Here is a 16,724-nt window from a genome sequence, read left to right on the forward strand (position 1 = left end):
AATGGAAACTGTTGCGCATGCTTTTTTGTTAACCGGACTTATGGGGGAAGGGTAGAGGACCAATGGATATCAAATATGAGATTATCATAGATTATTTGCCTATGTTTATGAAAGGGACGCTGCTGACCATCGGGCTGTCCATTGCCTCCATTTTGGCCGGATCGGTGCTCGGACTGCTGATCGGATTCGGGAAAATGGCTCCCCGCTGGTATTTTCGCTGGCCCTTTCACTGCTACATTAACTTTTTTCGCGGCACGCCGTTTTATGTACAAATTCTGATTGTGCACTTCGGCCTGGTTCCGCTGGTAATGGGCGGAACAAATCCGATCGTATCGGCGATTGTGGCGATGTCGCTCAATTCGGCGGCGTATTCGGCGGAAATTTTTCGCGCAGGCATTCAGTCGATTGACATTGGGCAGCGCGAGGCCGCGCTGTCACTGGGGATGACGGGCGGACAGGCGATGCGGTCCGTGATTTTACCGCAGGCAATCAAGCGGATGCTTCCCGCCTTTGGCAATGAGTTTATCGTGCTGATCAAGGATTCCTCGCTCATGGCGCTGCTTGCGGCGCCGGAAATTATGTACTGGAGCAACACTATGAAAGGGCAGTATTTGCGGATTTGGGAGCCGTATTTGACGGCGGCACTCATTTATTTTGTCCTAACGTATTCACTCAGCAAACTTCTTGTTTACTTGGAGCGCAAAATGAAGTAAAGCGGCGGAGCGTAACGCGGAGGGGGGATTTCGGATCTTTGCACCCTTGTAACGCAGCTGCGTCGAATTCAAGTGTGAGCGTATGCAGCTAATTTTCGCAGCGCCTGGCAGCGCCTGAGTGTATAGCTGTACAGTGCGGGCCGCGAGCTTTTTGCAGCGAGTCTCCACAGCGTTTCCAAATGACCGCTATCGGGGTAAGCCGCCGCAGCATGCCCTGGGTATACGCCGGAAAGGGCCAAAGTAGAATCTTGTTTTTTTATCAAGTATAGTAGAAGAGAAGGCCGTAATTTAAGAGAATCCGTCTAAATTCGGGCACTGTGCCCGTGCGCGCCAAGCGCTGCAGTGTTCTTCGCGGGACAAATTGCGGACTTCGGGTGAAACGTCTTCCTTTTGGCGCCGTATCAGTGGTATATCCTTTTTTAGAATTGGAGGTTGCGTAGCTTGGCAGGAATTAATCTCGTCAAAGGTCAGAAGATCGATTTAACCAAGGGCAACGCCGGTTTAACCAAAGTGGTGGTCGGGCTGGGCTGGGACCCGGTCAAACAATCGCGCGGCCTGTTTGGCGTCAAGAAGGCGGCAAACATAGACTGCGACGCGTCGGCCCTGCTGCTGAACGAAAGCGGCAAACTTGTCAAGAAAGGCAACCTGGTTTGCTTTCATAACAAAGAGAGCCAGTGCGGTTCCGTGCTTCATTCGGGTGATAATCTCACCGGAGACGGGGCTGGGGACGATGAACAAATTGCGGTAAATCTGAACGCCGTTCCGTCCGACGTACACCGGGTGCTTGTTGTGGTGAACATTTATGACGCTGTGGGACGGAAACAGGACTTCGGCATGATCCAGTCGGCTTATATTCGGGTGATGGACGCATCCAATAATAATGAACTTGTAAAATTCAACCTGTCGGACAACTATAACGGATTTACGGCGCTGATCTGCGGAGAGCTGTACCGCCAAGGCGGGGAATGGAAGTTCGCCGCGATTGGTGAAGGCAGCCATGCTTCCCATATCAACGAGCTGGCTGAACGGTATATGTAATCTGCTTTCTATCTGGAATCCAATATACTTGGGAGGGATTTTATTATGGCAATCAACTTATCCAAAGGCCAAAAAATCGATTTGACGAAAACCAATCCGGGACTGTCCAAAATCACGGTAGGTCTGGGCTGGGATACAAACAAATATGACGGCGGGAAAGACTTTGACCTCGACGTATCGGTGTTTCTTGCCAATGCGAACGGCAAAGTGACGAACGAAAAGAACTTTATTTTCTTCAACAACCGTCAGAATGAAAACGGCTCGGTCGTACATACGGGCGATAACCGTACCGGCGAAGGCGAAGGGGACGACGAGCAAATCCAGGTCGATCTTCAGAATGTGCCGGGCGACGTGGACAAAATCGCTTTTACGATCACCATTTATGACGCGGCTTCCCGGAACCAGAATTTTGGACAAGTCTCCCGTTCGTATGTCCGTATTATCAATGACGCGAACCAAGAAGAACTGATCCGTTTCGACCTTGGCGAAGATTTCTCCATCGAGACTGGCGTTGTAGTCGGAGAACTGTACCGCCATGGCTCCGAGTGGAAGTTCAACGCAATCGGAAGCGGCTACAGAGACGGCCTGGAAGGGCTGACGCGCGATTACGGCCTGCAATAGGCCGCAGAATCTTATCCGGATGACCGCTACAGGCGGGGTCCGTCAAGCGGGGTCGGAAGACCCCGTTTTTTCCATATTATCAGAGGGGACCGAGGGTGAGAGCGTATGGGCATTGAGGCGGTCAAAGGGCAAAAAGCCGACCTGACGAAAACCCACCCGGGGCTTGGGAAGATAACTGTTGAAATCGGCTGGAACGCCCCGCCGGCCATGGAACTGGATACATCTGCATTTGTACTGGGCGCAAGCGGCAAGACGGCGCGTGACGAAGATCTGATTTTCTACAACAATCCGTCCAGCGAATTTATCAAGTACATCGAATTAACGGCATCGTATTATCAAAAAGCATTTGAAATTAATCTGCATCGTATTCCCCCGCATGCCGACAAAATCGCGTTTACGCTCACGATTCACGAAGGCGAGGAACGGAGGCATAACTTCGGGCAGGCGGGTAAAGTGTATTTTCGCATTTTTGACCGAGCGACAAACGGAGAGATTCTCCGCTGCGATCTGGACAATCAGTTCTCTATAGAAACGGCAATTGTTCTAGGAGAGTTATATAGATACAACGGGGAGTGGAAGTTTCACGTTGTCGGGGCGGGTTTTTCCGGGGGCTTGGAACGGATGTGCCGGCATTATGGACTGGAGGTAGGCGGCGATCCCGAGCCGGTGACTCCTCCCGCATCATTCACACCTCCCGTACCTCCTGCACCTCCTGCGCCGGCTTCTTACGGCGGGGCGCCTGAGTTCCCCGCGCCGCAGTCTGCTCCGGCTTCACCGCCGCCCCGCGCCGCGCGGGAACGGCCGCCGGAACCAGCCCCGGGACCGCCGTCGACTGCCTCGGCGGATTACGGGGCACCGTCCCGGCGGGTATACACGCCGGAGCCAACCCGGCAGGCTGAGTCGAAATGGCGTCCGGCGGAGTCGTACCGGCCGGATGTGCGTGAGCCTCGGCCCGAAGGGCGGCAGCGTCCGGAATCGAAGTGGAAGATTCCGGAGGCTTATCCGGCCTATGAGCGGCCGGAGAGGAGAGGGGGCACGCCGCAGGGGCCAGCGTGGGGCCAGCCGTCCGCGCCGCCGCAGAGCTCGGCGTGGGGCCAGCCGCCCGCACCGCCGCAGAGCCCGGCGTGGGGCCAACCGCCCGCACCGCCGCAGAGCCCGGCGTGGGGCCAACCGCCCGCGCCGCCGCAGAGCCCGGCGTGGGGCCAGCCGTCCGCGCCGCCGCAGGGCTCGGCGTGGGGCCAGCCCCAAGCGGCGTCGCGCTTTGCGGGCGGGCCGCCTGTGCCGCCGCCCGCGCCGCCGGCGGGCAGGGAGCCGGACGGCGGATTCATCCGTCCGGCCCGGATGGAGCTCAGACGCGGTGACGCGCTGGAGCTCCAGGTGAGCGACGGCCCGGGCGGAGAAATCCGCATCGGGCTGGACTATGACCGCAACGCGGGCGGGGGGCTGTTCGGCAGATCCCGCAAGCTGGAGATTGAGCTGGGCTGCCTGTATGAGCTGCGCGACGGCAGCAAAAGCGTCGTGCAGGCGATCGGCAGCGCTTTTGGCAATTACGCTTCCCCGCCCTATATTCAACTGGAGCGCAGCGGGCGTAACGGGGGCGAAGAACTCCGGATCAATGGCGGCCAAGCGGCGCGGGTACGCCGGGTGCTTGTGTTCGCCTACATTTACGAAGGAGCGACGCAGTGGTCGAGTGCGGGCGCTGTTCTCACGCTTCGGGCGGGAGACGGTTCCGAAGCTGCAATCCGTCTGGATACGCATGACGACCGGAAAGGCATGTGCGCCGTCGCCATGCTTAGCAGTACAAGTCCCGAGACGTTCCGGGTGGAACGGCTGGTGCAGTATTACGCCGGCCACCGGGAAATGGATCAGGCCTATCAGTGGGGGCTGCGTTGGGTAGCCGACCGCTGATTATTTGAAATAACCGGAGGCGCAAGCAGGAATGAGCTGGTTTAGTGACTTTTTTCAAAGTATAAGCGAAAATTACGGACATTTTTTTTCATGGAGCGATGTGGTTGCGACGCTTAGCGACCCGGTAAGCTGGGGGATTATTGCCAGTCTCGTCTTGCTGGAGGGCCTGTTATCCGCAGACAACGCGCTGGTGCTGGCCGTCATGGTCAAGCATCTGCCGAAAGAGCAGCAAAAAAAGGCGCTGTTTTACGGAATCGTGGGCGCCTATATTTTCCGGTTTCTGGCCATCGGCCTTGGGACGTTTATTATCAAATTTACGGCTGTCAAAATATTGGGGGCCGCTTACCTCTTCTATATAGCATTTAAGGGTTTGTTCAAAAAAGAAGAGCATGAGGAAACGAAAACCCGCCAGACCTCGTTTTGGGGTACGGTGCTGATGGTCGAGCTGATGGACATCGCCTTTAGTATCGACAGCGTAGTTGCTGCTTTTGGGGTGAGCGACGAGGTTTGGGTGCTGTTTATGGGCGGTATTCTGGGCGTTCTGATGATGCGCGGCGTCGCGCAGGTGTTCCTGAAGCTGATTGACAAGTTCCCCGAGCTTGAGCGGGCCGCTTTCCTGCTGATTGCCATTATTGCCGGTAAAATGCTGGCTGGCGCTTTTGGCTATGAGATGGACCACACGATTTTCTTTGCGGTCATCATCGGAGTGTTCGCGGGTACGATTGCGTTCAGCATTACACGCCGGCGCAAGCATGAGCGAATGAACAAAAAGGCATGACACTTATCCGCCGGTCCTCTTGAGGTTGCAGTGAAGATGTACCGAGAGTGTACCTAGGATGTACCGAAGATTTACCGAGGGTGTACCAAGCATGTACCGAAGCGAAGATGTACCGAAGATGTACCGAAGATATACCGAAAAAGAAATCGCTGTTCTGCTTCTGTTCTCCCGAATGAACGAACAGGGGGAAAATTCCGCTCCCCGTTTCCACTTGCGGCGCAGCAGCCGGAGCAGGCCAAGGCGTTCCGGGCCGGCCATTGGTATTGTACATTTTTTAGGAGGAAATCACATGAAGTACTTCAGCGATTTGACCGCGGATCAGCGCTCATCCCTGTTTTACTCGCCCCCGGTCCCGTTTACCAATGCCAGCGACAAAGAACTGCTCGCGTACGCCGTCGGCGCGGTCCTCTATATCCCCGCGACACGGCCGAAGCTGGCTGACAGCCTGCTGAAGCTGCGGGATAGAGGGCTGGTATCCGCCATTATTGATTTGGAGGACGCCATTGGAGATCTGGAAGTGTCCGCTGGCGAACAAGCGGTCGTCAGCCAGCTGTCTTATCTGCTGCGTCTCGCGGATGCCGGTATGCTGCCGCAGGACGACATTCCGCTGATTTTTATCCGGGTCCGGCACCCGGAGCAGCTGCAGCGGCTGATTCTCCGGCTCGGTCCGGCGGTTCGTCTGCTGACCGGATTTTCGCTGCCGAAGTTTTCACCGGATAACGGGGCGATGTACCTGGAAGCGATCGCGGACTATAACCGGACAAAAAGCAGCACTGCCCCTGTCCTCTACGGCATGCCCATCTTGGAGAGCGCCCCGATCATTTACCGGGAGAGCCGGATCGAATCGCTGCTGATGCTGCGTGAACTGATTGACCGGTACCGGGACTATGTGCTGAATGTCCGGATTGGCGCAACCGATTTTTCCAGCTTGTTCGGATTACGGCGCAGTCCCGACATCAGCATTTACGATTTGGCGCCGATCCGCGACTGCATCGCGGACATCATCAATGTGTTCGGGCGGGCCGATTCGGGTTACGTGATTTCGGGACCGGTCTGGGAGTACTTCAACAGCGGCAGTCACCGGATCCTGCGGCCCCAACTTCGGGAAACGCCGTTCGAGGAAACCTTCGGGAAGTCTGGGCGCAGCTTGCGTATGGAGTACATTTCCCGGGCTATGGACGGGCTGATCCGCGAAGTGCTGCTGGACAAGGAGAACGGAATTGTCGGCAAAACAATTATTCATCCTACGCATATCAAACCTGTCCAGGCGATGTATACGGTCATGCATGAAGAATACATGGATGCGATGGGCATTGTCGCCGCAAGCGACGGCAGCCGCGGTGTTTTTAAGAGTGAATATTACAACAAAATGAATGAAATCAAGCCGCACTTAAATTGGGCTAACCGCATTTTACTGCGATCACAAGTATATGGGGTGTTGCATGAAGAACAGCATTTTGTCGGACTACTCCCTGAGCACGGCTACACATACGTTTGAAATCGCCGGCAGCCTTCGGGTTAAGGTCGAAGAACTGGCGAATCCTCTCTCGATTCCGATGGACCGCTGGTTCGCCATGGCCGCCCGTATGAATCCCAAGCGTTCGTTTCTTTTTGTGAGCAAAGTGCTCGGCAAACACATCCCGGTCCGGCCGCATACACCGCTGCTGTGCGGCGCTGCACTCGCCCTTCTGCTGTACCGGGAGCTGTACGGCGCTGCTCTGCCGGACCGTTCGGCGGTGGAAGAGCTGCTGCGCGAAGCCGCGCGCGGGCTGGACGATCCGGAATATGCGGAACAGGCCTATACGCGTGTGACGGAAGCAGCCCTTGTCCCGCCCGAGCCGCTGCTGTTTATCGGCTTTGCCGAGACGGCAACCGCCCTTGGACACAGCATGTACGGCGTTTTCGGCGGGAATGCGTCCTATATCCATACAACAAGAGAGGATATTCCCGAACTGAGATCCGTGATCTCTTTTGAAGAGGAACACTCCCACGCGGTGGATCATCGCTGTTATGCGCTGAATCCGGATCTGTTCGCTGGAGGCGAACCGGTAGTGCTGGTTGACGATGAAATTACGACCGGCAGGACGGTGCTTAATATCATCCGCGATATGCACGCCAAGTATCCACGTCCCGTCTATTACGTCGCTTCGATTCTCGACTGGCGCACCGGGCCTGACGCTGTGCAGTATGCGGAGCTGGAACGGGAGCTCGGTATCGCCATCCGGCCGCTATGCCTGTTTAGAGGCGTGATGGAAGCGGCCGGCGCTCCGCTGCCTGCTGGTGCTCCGCTGCCTGCTGGTGCTCCGCTGTCTGCCGGCGCTCCGCAGCCGGCGGAAGCCGGGCCTGCAGCAGAGGGGCATCCGGTAACACCGGTAGAGCCGGTGGCGGTCGCGGACGGGATGCAGCGGGTACGCGTGCCATCGGTGGACACGCTTGGCGTCGTCCAACACGCTCCTTACCTGCGTTACACCGGCCGTTTTGGTCTGAACGCGGCGGAGAATGCGGAGCTGGACCGATGCGCCGCGTTTCTGGCCCGTCAGCTGCGTGCCCGAAGGGGAGGCGGACCGGCGCTCGTGCTGGGCGTTGGCGAGTTCATGTACCTGCCAATGCGCATCGCCGCGGAGCTTGGGCCGGAGGTGTACTACCAGTCCACTACCCGCAGTCCGATTCATGCCGTCCGGCGGGAGGATTACGGGGTTCGCTGCGCGGAACCCTATCCGTCGCCCGCCGATCCGGCGATCGTAAATTATATTTACAATGTGGAGCCAGGCCAATATGAAGACATCTTTGTTGTGTTCGAGCGGCCGGCCGATGCGGACCGGCTCCGGCCGATGGCTGAACGGCTGGGCCGGCTGGCGGGACGGAAGACACATTTGGTGTTTCCGTCCGAGGAAGGGGGCGCTAGCGTATGAACAGCCTGGGGACTGAAGCGTTGTGGTCCAAGGAGATCGCACCGCCGCCTTCCATAGGCAGCTACTCGCCTTCGGACGTCATTTTTCTGCTAAAAGATATAAGCGCCGTCTCCCTGGAACGTTCCACCGAAGAAAGGGAGCGGGCGATCCAATCCGGCGTACATTATTCCGAGATGCTTCCGTCGGAACAGCTGCCGGGTCCGGAATATATGGAACTGTACCGGGAGACGCTGAGCCGGACGGCAGACAAAGTGGCTTACGCCGCAGCCGTGGCGGCCGAATGGCTGATCCGGCGCTGCGGAACGGATCTTGTGCTGGTTTCGCTGGCCCGGGGCGGAACGCCCGCCGGTATTTTGATGAAACGGTATATTTCGTACCGCTATCATCTGGATGTGCCTCATTACAGCATCTCTATTCTCCGCGGTAGGGGCATAGATGAAAACGCACTCCTGTACATTAGACAGAGGCATGGAGAAGAAGCGAAGCTGCAGTTTGTGGACGGCTGGACGGGAAAAGGGGCGATCCGAAAGGTTTTGACGGAGGCTTGCAGCACCTTCTCCGGGAAATACGGTGTTCCGCTAGATGACAGTTTAACCGTTCTTGCCGATCCGGGGCATTGTGCGGAAGGATATGGGACGCGGGAGGATTTTCTGGTGCCAAGCGCTTGCCTGAATGCTACGGTATCGGGATTGATCAGCCGGACCGTACTCCGCAGCGATTGTATAGGTCCCGATGAGTTCCATGGAGCCAAGTTCTACTCCGGATGGCTGGAGCATGATGAATCCAATGCGTTCCTTGATACGGTGTCCGCCTGTTTTCCCGTAGTGAGTGAGCAGGCCGTCCAGGAAGCGGAAGCCCGGCTAATCTCCCCGCCCGAAGTCACCTGGCGCGGACTGGACGATGTCCGCAGCATTCAGGAGAAGTTTGGGATTGACAACCCCCATTTTGTTAAACCCGGCGTGGGAGAGGCCACCCGGGTGCTGCTGCGCAGAGTCCCGTGGAAGCTTCTTGTCGACCGGTTGGACAATCCCAACGTGCGGCATCTGCTGCTGCTGGCCGAAGAAAGAAACGTGCCGGTTGAAGTGTTCCCCGGCATGGCTTATTCATGCTGCGGCATCATCAAGCCGCTTAAGGGGGACGACGAATGATTTTTGCCAGCGATTTGGACCGGACGCTGATTTATTCGGCAGCGGCGCTCGGCATTCCCGAGACTTCCCCGGGCATCCGCCCGGCCGAAACAAAGGAAGGACGCGTGATCTCTTACATCTCGGAGCAGGCGCTGGAGCTGCTGATCCGGTTTGCGGGGCAGGCGGTCTTTATGCCGGTTACCACGCGGACAGTGGAACAGTACCGGCGAATTCATCTTTTTCGGGATACAGTGATTCCGGACTATGCCGTAACGAGCAACGGCGGCAATATTCTGGTGAACGGCGAAGTTGATCTGCAGTGGAGGCGGCACATCGGGAGACAGGTGGCCAAGGAATCCGCAGGTGCCGGGGAGGTGCTGGAAACCATTCGGAGTGTCGTTCGCAGCGAGTGGGTCATCGGCGAGTATTACTGTGACGAGCTGTTTTATTCGTTGACCGTTTACCGGGATCTGCTCCCCAAGGCGGAAATTGCGGAACTGACTGCGAATCTGCTGAAGGTAGGCTGGTCGGTATCGGTCCAGGGGCGTAAGCTGTATGCGGTACCTGCAGCCGTCAACAAACGTGATGCGATCAGGCACATCCGGGACCGTGAAAGCGAGGACCTGATGGTGGCTTCCGGCGATTCGCTGCTTGACGGGCCGCTGCTTGAGAGTGCCGATTATGCGATTGCTCCCTGTCATGGAGAACTATACCGCAGATGCGGGGAGACGGGAACGGCGGCCGGATACCCTTTTACGCGGACCGGCGGCGTTTTTGCCGCGGATGAAATTTTGGCCTATGTATGGGAGCAATACAATCTTCATGATCTTCAAATAGCGAAGACAGTGGAAGCGGGGCCTGCATGATGACTAAAATTTATTTTAACCGCTGGTTTTCGACGGTATATCATTATATGAATGCGATCCGGGAGAACGAAGACGGCGCCGTGTTCGAGATTCATGCGAGCCACCCCGATCCCGGGCATATGTCGCTCCAGGGGGCGGACAAAGCGGTGACGGAGCCGGTCCTGGAAGGACAAGCGTATGCGGAATACTGCGCGGAATACTGCCGCAAGCATGCGATTGATGTGTTTATCCCCCGGCTGCATATGCTGGACATCGTGCAGCACGCGGGTTTGTTTGATCAAATCGGCACCAAAATCCTGGCCTGCAGGGATGCCGATCTGCTGGAAGATATGCTGCGCAAAGATAAATTTTATGAAAATGCCATGGCTAAAGGGGTCGTTGATATTCCCGATTACCGGGTCGTGAACACGGTGGAACAGTTTGAGCAGGCTTACAGCGAGCTGACGGGCAAAGGCCATCGTGTCTGCATAAAACCCGCCGAATCGGAAGGCGGACTGGGTTTTCGGATCGTCGGCGAACCGGCGGATCCGCTGGCTGACCTATACGGTTATGTTACGCCGCTTCTGCCGTTTGAGGACATCCGCCGCAGGCTGTCCCGGGCGGAGCGGTTCCCCGATCTGATGGTGATGGAGCTGCTGGAGGGGCGGGAGTACAGCATTGACTGTCTGGCTGATGCGTCAGGTGAACTCCGGGCCGCCGTTCCCCGCCGCAAAATCGGCGGAAGAGTGCGCATGCTGGAGAACAACGCCCGGCTGCTGGAGATTGCCGGCAAGGTGGCGGTCGCCTACCGGATTCCGTACAACTTCAACATTCAAGTCAAATACAGCGGGGAGACCCCCAAGCTGCTGGAGATCAATCCGCGTATGTCCGGCGGGCTGCATTTGTCCTGTCTGTCAGGCGTTAATTTCCCGTATCTGGCGGTCAAAAGCGCGCTCGGCGGGGAGATCGGGCCGCTGCAGCCGCAGTACGGCGTGCTCGCCAGCCATATCGAACAGCCGGTGGTGCTGCGGACGGCCGAGCCGGTCCCGGAGCGTTGACACTGCCCCGGGAACATGGTACGTTCCTACCTAAAGAACGTCCGCACTGCTTCAGACTTTTGAGCAAGAGGTGAGACCCATCAATACTAAGTGGAAAGCGCTTCTGTTAGCTGCCGCCGGTTACGCCGTCGCCTTACTGACGAGCGGCTGGGTGCCGGAGGCAGTCTCGCTGCTTCTGCCCGTGCTTGGCGCAGCGATTGGACTTATGGGCAAAACCCGTTCGAGTAATCTGCCGAGAGAAATGATTCCCGCCGGCCCCGAAACGGGGGGGACGCCTGCCCTGTCTCCGCAGGGAAGTTCCGCAGCTCCTGCGGCTCTGCCGGGTGACAGCCGCGGCCGCCAGGGCATTGCACCAGGCTCTGCTTTTGCGCCGGTTGTCGAATATCTGGTGCTGCTGGAAGATATGATGATCTCCGAAGGGCAAAAGAACACACTTGACCATGAGATTGTAGAAAAGTCGCTGGCGCTGTTCGCCCGGCTGCAGCGGGTACTTCCGCTTTTGGAGGAGCTGAATAACGGAGACATCAACCATACGGTCCGGCGTCTGATTATGAAGGATTTGAATGGGCTGATCAACCCGTTCCTGCGGCTTAGCGGAGAGGCAAAAAGCCAGAACCGCCGGATGCTGTTGAACGGTCTGCGTGATATCGACACCAAAATAACGGATATTGCTTCCACGATTGAGCACAAGGATTTGCTGGAACTTCAAAATAAAGCGGAGCTGATTCACCAGCGTTACAACAGCTCCGAACTATAAGGAGGGCGGACACATGTCCACACAACTGGTTCAACTGAAGCAGGAAGATGAGCAGAAGGTAGTTCAGGAGGCCTCAAGCCTGATCGAGAAGGTGGCCAACACCGATACGATGGGACTTGACCCGCTGATGGACGAGATCGGGAAGCTTGGGGTAAAAACCCAGGAAAAAGCCGGACAGACCCTGAAGCTGCTTGACCGGCCCGTCAACGATCTAATGTCCGGCAACCGGGCCGAGGTGTCGAATATGATTATGAAGCTCCGCAATGAATGCGAGGAGCTGCAGCAGAGCAAAAATGTGAGTTTTTTTGGCAAGATGCTCCGCAAAAGCCCGCTGAAAAACTACGTCTATAAATACCAGTCCGTGCGTACGAATATCGACGCGATTATTAACGGCCTGCGCGACGGCAAAGACACGCTGGAGGAAAGCATCGTGAATATGCGCCAGCTGAAGCGGACTTCGATGGAGGAGATTTACAACCTCCAGACCAAAATCGCGTTTGGGAACCGGCTGCAAGAGCTGTTTGAGACGGAAATTGCCAAACCGGAGAACGAACACCGCAAAATTTACCTTGAACGCGGCCTGCGCAAAGTAGTGACCCGGATTCAGTCGATGACGGAAATGATCATGCTGTATAACCAGGCTATCGCTGCAACGGATATCATTAACGATAACAACGACAAGCTGATCGACTCGGTCAACAATGCGATCGACAAAACCTCCAATTTAATTACAGTCTCCGCTATGATCGCTTTGTCGCTGGCTGACCAAGAGAAAGTCATCTCGGCGGTTGAAGCAACCAACAAAACCATTGAAGACCAGTTCAAAGAGAACGCCCGTCTGCTGCGCACAACAACGGAGAAGACAACCGACCTCTTGGCCAAACCGTCTATGTCGATGGAAGCTGTCAACCAGGCAATCGGCGACCTGATGGCTGCGCTGGATCTGTCGGAGCAGTCCAACCGGCGCATTATCGAGAGCTGCCAGGATTATACCTCTAAAATGACCGCAATCAATACTCAGCTGAACAACCGTCTGGGGCTGTCCGAAGGCTCGGGTTCCGCACCAAAGGCGCTGGATCAAGGGGTAAGCAGCTTCTTGAGCTGATTCCCGCGCCCTGACACTGCCGCAGCTTCTGGTTCAAGCAATTTCCAGCGGGTTATTGGGTATAATAAGCCGGGCGCAAGCCGCCCCACCGCTCTAACATTATCAAGAACCGGAGGACTTATGGAGAACGAAGCCCTGCTGCAGGTAGAGAAACTGGCTTTGAAAAAACAAAAAATTTACCGCCAGAGCATCATGCGCTATATCGCGCGTTCCATGCTCGCCAGTATGTTCATCGGGTTCGGCGTAATTGTCGCTTTTAAAACAGGGAATTATTTTTATATGGAGCATTCCCCGTTAACCTACCCGATGGCGGCCATTACCTTTGGCGCTGCGATTATTCTGATTTCTTACGGCGGAGGCGACCTGTTTACAGGAGATACGTTCTATTACAGCTACGCCGCCCTGCGCCGCAAAATGCGCTGGCCTGAAGTGATCCGGATGTGGCTGGTCAGCTACAGCGGCAACATTCTTGGCGCAACCGCGTTTGCCCTGCTGATTTTTTTGACCGGTTTGTATAACGACTCCAACGTAAACAGCTTCTTGCTGAATGTAGTAGCCCACAAGATGGAGGCACCGGCGCTGCAGCTGTTTTTTAGGGCGATTTTGTGTAACTGGCTGGTCTGCCTGGCCTTTTTCGTTCCCATGTCGATGAAGCATGACGGGGCCAAAATGTTCGCCATGATGCTGTTCGTCTTCTGCTTCTTCATTTCCGGCTACGAGCACAGTATCGCTAACATGTGTACGTTCGCCATCGCCCTTGTGCTGGACCATCCGGGTACGATTTCTTGGGGCGGCGTAGTGCACAATCTGGTTCCGGTGACGATTGGAAACCTGATCGGCGGCGGCGTGCTGATGGGCGTCATGTATTATTATGTGAATAAGCCGTTTCTCGACCAGGATTCACACTGAGAGATGGAATCGTCCAGTTCTTGGAGCAACCGGAACGTGAGAACCACGCAACACCAGCTACAGCCCCGCCGGACGGGGCTTTTTTAATTATAGCCGAGTTTAACAAGAATGAAGCCAGTGTACCGTCTGTCATTTTTTCCCGATGCGCCACAGTTTCTTTCGTGGTATTCTACTATATGAAACCAAACAACAAATCTAGGCACGCTGCTGCCTAGGAGAGGTTCGCGAACTCCCTCTATAAAAAACTAAGAACAAGCAAGGCGCCAGAGCGTCTTTGTTTCTCGTTGTTTTTTTAGATTGCTATAGGGTTCTTGAATCTCACTTCTTTTTCGTTGTTGGCTCAGCCTGAAAAAGAGAGGAGATTTTTTTATGCCGTCAGGTAGACAAAACGATGAACTCCAGAGTGTCACTCATCTCGGGAGCCAGGGAACACAATATGTGTTCGACTATGATCCAAAGCTGCTGGAGGTGTTCGACAACAAACATCCCGGCCGCGATTATTTTGTAAAATTCAACTGCCCGGAGTTCACAAGCCTATGCCCTATAACCGGACAGCCGGATTTCGCCACTCTCTATATTTCCTATATTCCCGATCAAAAAATGGTAGAGAGCAAGTCGCTTAAGCTTTATTTGTTCAGCTTCCGGAACCACGGTGACTTTCACGAGGATTGCATGAACATTATCATGAACGACCTGATTGCCCTGATGGAGCCCCGGTATATCGAGGTTTGGGGGAAGTTCACCCCAAGAGGCGGCATCTCCATTGATCCGTACTGTAACTGGGGACGTCCCGGTACCAAATACGAATCCATGGCGGATTACCGTTTGATGAATCATGATTTATATCCCGAAAAAGTGGATAACCGCTAATGGCCGGGAGGGATAAACGATGAAAAAATGGATTGTTGCCCTTTATATTCTGGTCATTGCCGGAGCTAACGTGGCTACCGCATCGATCGCGCCTTTAAGCTTTGGAGTCCTGCTTGTTCCGGCAGGTTCCTTTTTGATCGGGGCCACCTTTATTCTGAGAGACCTGGTGCAAAATGCGGTAGGCCGGCGAAGAACCTATATGACTATCGGCGCTGCCATGGCGCTGTCTGCCGTCATCTCCTACCTGCTTGGGGATACGCTCTGGATTGTTTTCGCTTCAGCCGTTTCCTTCCTTGTGTCAGAAACGACTGATACCGAAATTTATTCGAGGCTAAAAATGCCGATGGCCTTCCGGGTAATGTACAGCGGTGTTGTTGGCGGGGCGCTCGACAGTGCCTTGTTCGTAGTTGTCGGCCTGTCGCCCCTGGGGGCGGGCTTCCTTCCCTGGGGAGCGGTTGGGTACGCTATTTTGGGTCAGGTTTTGGTCAAAACCATCATTCAACTGCTTGGCGCGCTCGGAATCCACATTCTGCTGCGGATGAACGCATTCGGCAATAAGCTGGAAACTTGATAGCACTAAGCTTTTAAGGACAGTTCACGTTCGCCGGATTGGACCTGCGGTACGCTGAAGTGCACCCCTTATAGTGGACATAGGACAAACACTCTAGTGCTGAACCGATGAAAACTATAGGGGTGCTTCCAGTTTATTTCTCAGTTATCCTGCCTCTGCGCAGCCTGAGGAAGCCGTCCACCGAATCCCAAATCAGGAGAAGGATAAGCAAAATGACAAAATTGCGCGTTACCGCTGCCCACACTTTACTGACTGTTACATAAGCCTCCGTCCCCGGCTCCACCATTCCTCCCTGAACCAAACCCTCCATAAAGTACGGATTCCAGAACGTCTGGCCCAATATTATGACACCGATGATGACAAGAGCCAGCACATTGATTGCCGCAACGGAAACGGCCAGTTTCATGCTCCAGACCCCTGCGGTCAGTTTCAGAAGCTCCTTCAGGATGAAAAGTCCAAGCAAAACGAATATCAGGGGCAGGTATGCGCCAGTCTGACCGGGATTGAGGAAGTTAACCACCGCTACAAACTGTCCGTCTTTGAACATATATACGCCAAAAAATTGACTTGTTATCGCTACTCCGAGCAGGACAAGGAAAAAAATACTGACTAGCGGATCGGTCCGGCGGATCCGTCTTGCCTTAGCCGGAATGGGAGGGAGGTCCGACGGCTTCCATGCGGCCGAGGCCTTCTCTGCATGACGCCCGCCATAACGTTCGATCAAGGCGAATGTCAGAGTGACCCACCCGGCTCCCTGGACCGGTACGGTGATAAGTCCGACAATGTAATCTACAAAGTGGTCCAAAATCTCGAGCGGATTCAGCGTCGTTTGAACAGCAAAGGTAGCGCTTAGGGAGAAGACAATCGAGATCGTAACAATTTTCAGTACGCTCAGCCAATGATCGTATAAGGCGGGGCCGATCAGCCAACGCGGCGTACCGCGATAGCGCTCCGCAAGCTTTGCCGGCGGTCCAAGCTCCAGCAGCACCTCCTGGATATCCGTATTGTCCGGCTCCTGGCCGTCTGTTCGTTCTTCGAGCATATCATCGATCAGTCCGTGCAGCTCTTCGGCGATATCGCCGCGCTGCGACTGCGGCAGCCGCTGGGTTACCGCATGAATGTACCTCTCAATCCAATCCGCCATTTCTGTCCCCTCCCGGGTGTTTGATTAATCGATCCAGACTATTAACCATGCTGTCCCATTCCTTGATTAACTCTTCGAATACCTGCCTGCCGTTTGGACTTAACAAATAGTACTTGCGGGGCCGGGTTTCGTTGGTGTCCCACTGGCTCTCCAGCAGTCCCTGCTTCTCCAGCCGTCTTAGGAGCGGATAGAGCGTTCCCGGCTCGACAGGCACGCCGTTGTCTTCAAGCACCTTCACCAGCGAATAGCCGTATTGCGGCTCTGATAGCTGACTGAGCACTCCAATGGTAATGGTTCCGCGCCGGAGCTCTTGTATCAGCTTGTCGATCTGTTCTTTTGCCTCATTCATACGCCTCAACTCCTGATCA

The 16,724-nt window shown here is 55.4% G+C and carries 17 protein-coding genes and 1 riboswitch; of the genes, 15 read left to right on the top strand and 2 right to left on the bottom strand.

Annotated features, from left to right (window positions below; translation table 11 throughout):
- Nucleotides 1–62: 62 nt before the first annotated feature.
- The 15 genes from ACE6ED_RS06500 (at nt 63) to ACE6ED_RS06570 (ending at nt 15,212) form a co-directional block, all read left to right on the top strand.
- Nucleotides 63–713: an amino acid ABC transporter permease gene (locus ACE6ED_RS06500; RefSeq protein WP_410826289.1), complete on the top strand. Its 651-nt coding sequence runs from the start codon at nt 63–65 to the stop codon at nt 711–713.
- A gap of 441 nt (nt 714–1,154) precedes the next feature.
- A complete protein-coding gene (locus tag ACE6ED_RS06505) occupies nt 1,155–1,751 on the top strand; it encodes a TerD family protein (RefSeq protein ID WP_410826290.1) in 597 nt (198 codons plus the stop codon).
- Nucleotides 1,752–1,796: 45 nt separating this feature from the next.
- Entirely contained in the window at nt 1,797–2,372 is a 576-nt protein-coding gene (locus ACE6ED_RS06510; protein WP_410826291.1) for a TerD family protein, read from the top strand.
- A gap of 105 nt (nt 2,373–2,477) precedes the next feature.
- Nucleotides 2,478–4,280, top strand: a complete 1,803-nt coding sequence (locus ACE6ED_RS06515) for a TerD family protein (RefSeq protein ID WP_410826292.1) — start codon at nt 2,478–2,480, stop codon at nt 4,278–4,280.
- A 31-nt stretch (nt 4,281–4,311) separates the two neighbouring features.
- Nucleotides 4,312–5,058, top strand: coding sequence for a TerC family protein (locus ACE6ED_RS06520; RefSeq protein WP_410826293.1), 747 nt, complete (start codon nt 4,312–4,314; stop codon nt 5,056–5,058).
- Between the two features lie 289 nt (nt 5,059–5,347).
- Nucleotides 5,348–6,556 carry an HpcH/HpaI aldolase/citrate lyase family protein gene (locus ACE6ED_RS06525; protein ID WP_410826294.1) on the top strand — a complete coding sequence of 403 codons (1,209 nt, stop codon included), beginning with the start codon at nt 5,348–5,350 and terminating at the stop codon, nt 6,554–6,556.
- Complete coding sequence (locus ACE6ED_RS06530) at nt 6,501–7,970, top strand: phosphoribosyltransferase family protein (RefSeq protein ID WP_410826295.1); 1,470 nt, start codon at nt 6,501–6,503, stop codon at nt 7,968–7,970. The genes ACE6ED_RS06525 and ACE6ED_RS06530 overlap by 56 nt, the downstream gene beginning before the upstream one ends.
- A complete protein-coding gene (locus tag ACE6ED_RS06535) occupies nt 7,967–9,118 on the top strand; it encodes a cysteine protease StiP family protein (RefSeq protein WP_410826296.1) in 1,152 nt (383 codons plus the stop codon). Before ACE6ED_RS06530 ends, ACE6ED_RS06535 begins: the two co-directional genes overlap by 4 nt.
- A complete protein-coding gene (locus tag ACE6ED_RS06540) occupies nt 9,115–9,963 on the top strand; it encodes an HAD family hydrolase (RefSeq protein WP_410826297.1) in 849 nt (282 codons plus the stop codon). The genes ACE6ED_RS06535 and ACE6ED_RS06540 overlap by 4 nt, the downstream gene beginning before the upstream one ends.
- On the top strand, nt 9,960–11,000 hold the full coding sequence (locus ACE6ED_RS06545) for an ATP-grasp domain-containing protein (RefSeq protein WP_410826298.1): 1,041 nt from the start codon (nt 9,960–9,962) through the stop codon (nt 10,998–11,000). Before ACE6ED_RS06540 ends, ACE6ED_RS06545 begins: the two co-directional genes overlap by 4 nt.
- A gap of 79 nt (nt 11,001–11,079) precedes the next feature.
- Nucleotides 11,080–11,757, top strand: coding sequence for a hypothetical protein (locus ACE6ED_RS06550; RefSeq protein WP_410826334.1), 678 nt, complete (start codon nt 11,080–11,082; stop codon nt 11,755–11,757).
- Between the two features lie 13 nt (nt 11,758–11,770).
- On the top strand, nt 11,771–12,862 hold the full coding sequence (locus ACE6ED_RS06555) for a toxic anion resistance protein (protein WP_410826299.1): 1,092 nt from the start codon (nt 11,771–11,773) through the stop codon (nt 12,860–12,862).
- A 120-nt stretch (nt 12,863–12,982) separates the two neighbouring features.
- The gene (locus tag ACE6ED_RS06560; protein WP_410826300.1) at nt 12,983–13,771 is read left to right on the top strand and encodes a formate/nitrite transporter family protein; all 789 of its coding nucleotides are present in this window, start codon (nt 12,983–12,985) and stop codon (nt 13,769–13,771) included.
- 211 nt (nt 13,772–13,982) lie between these two features.
- A riboswitch (PreQ1 riboswitch) is annotated at nt 13,983–14,026 on the top strand.
- A 114-nt stretch (nt 14,027–14,140) separates the two neighbouring features.
- Nucleotides 14,141–14,641 (top strand): preQ(1) synthase, encoded by a 501-nt coding sequence (queF, locus tag ACE6ED_RS06565; RefSeq protein ID WP_410826301.1) that lies wholly within the window; start codon nt 14,141–14,143, stop codon nt 14,639–14,641.
- A 19-nt stretch (nt 14,642–14,660) separates the two neighbouring features.
- Entirely contained in the window at nt 14,661–15,212 is a 552-nt protein-coding gene (locus tag ACE6ED_RS06570) for a VUT family protein (protein WP_410826302.1), read from the top strand.
- 133 nt (nt 15,213–15,345) lie between these two features.
- Here the strand turns inward: ACE6ED_RS06570 and ACE6ED_RS06575 are convergent, their stop codons facing one another.
- On the bottom strand, nt 15,346–16,356 hold the full coding sequence (locus ACE6ED_RS06575; protein WP_410826303.1) for an HAAS signaling domain-containing protein: 1,011 nt from the start codon (nt 16,354–16,356) through the stop codon (nt 15,346–15,348).
- On the bottom strand, nt 16,340–16,705 hold the full coding sequence (locus ACE6ED_RS06580; protein WP_410826304.1) for a PadR family transcriptional regulator: 366 nt from the start codon (nt 16,703–16,705) through the stop codon (nt 16,340–16,342). Before ACE6ED_RS06580 ends, ACE6ED_RS06575 begins: the two co-directional genes overlap by 17 nt.
- Nucleotides 16,706–16,724 lie beyond the last annotated feature (19 nt).

Source organism: Paenibacillus nanchangensis (assembly GCF_046543445.1).
Lineage (GTDB): Bacteria > Bacillota > Bacilli > Paenibacillales > Paenibacillaceae > Paenibacillus_AQ > Paenibacillus_AQ nanchangensis.

Excerpts from the sequence above, each read along its gene's own strand:
- ACE6ED_RS06500 (WP_410826289.1), top strand. The coding sequence starts at position 63 with ATGGATATCAAATATGAGATTATCATAGATTATTTGCCTATGTTTATG.
- ACE6ED_RS06510 (WP_410826291.1), top strand. The coding sequence starts at position 1,797 with ATGGCAATCAACTTATCCAAAGGCCAAAAAATCGATTTGACGAAAACC.
- ACE6ED_RS06515 (WP_410826292.1), top strand. The coding sequence starts at position 2,478 with ATGGGCATTGAGGCGGTCAAAGGGCAAAAAGCCGACCTGACGAAAACC.
- ACE6ED_RS06520 (WP_410826293.1), top strand. The coding sequence starts at position 4,312 with ATGAGCTGGTTTAGTGACTTTTTTCAAAGTATAAGCGAAAATTACGGA.
- ACE6ED_RS06525 (WP_410826294.1), top strand. The coding sequence starts at position 5,348 with ATGAAGTACTTCAGCGATTTGACCGCGGATCAGCGCTCATCCCTGTTT.
- ACE6ED_RS06530 (WP_410826295.1), top strand. The coding sequence starts at position 6,501 with ATGAAGAACAGCATTTTGTCGGACTACTCCCTGAGCACGGCTACACAT.
- ACE6ED_RS06535 (WP_410826296.1), top strand. The coding sequence starts at position 7,967 with ATGAACAGCCTGGGGACTGAAGCGTTGTGGTCCAAGGAGATCGCACCG.
- ACE6ED_RS06540 (WP_410826297.1), top strand. The coding sequence starts at position 9,115 with ATGATTTTTGCCAGCGATTTGGACCGGACGCTGATTTATTCGGCAGCG.
- ACE6ED_RS06545 (WP_410826298.1), top strand. The coding sequence starts at position 9,960 with ATGATGACTAAAATTTATTTTAACCGCTGGTTTTCGACGGTATATCAT.
- ACE6ED_RS06555 (WP_410826299.1), top strand. The coding sequence starts at position 11,771 with ATGTCCACACAACTGGTTCAACTGAAGCAGGAAGATGAGCAGAAGGTA.
- ACE6ED_RS06560 (WP_410826300.1), top strand. The coding sequence starts at position 12,983 with ATGGAGAACGAAGCCCTGCTGCAGGTAGAGAAACTGGCTTTGAAAAAA.
- queF (WP_410826301.1), top strand. The coding sequence starts at position 14,141 with ATGCCGTCAGGTAGACAAAACGATGAACTCCAGAGTGTCACTCATCTC.
- ACE6ED_RS06570 (WP_410826302.1), top strand. The coding sequence starts at position 14,661 with ATGAAAAAATGGATTGTTGCCCTTTATATTCTGGTCATTGCCGGAGCT.
- ACE6ED_RS06575 (WP_410826303.1), bottom strand. The coding sequence starts at position 16,356 with ATGGCGGATTGGATTGAGAGGTACATTCATGCGGTAACCCAGCGGCTG.
- ACE6ED_RS06580 (WP_410826304.1), bottom strand. The coding sequence starts at position 16,705 with ATGAATGAGGCAAAAGAACAGATCGACAAGCTGATACAAGAGCTCCGG.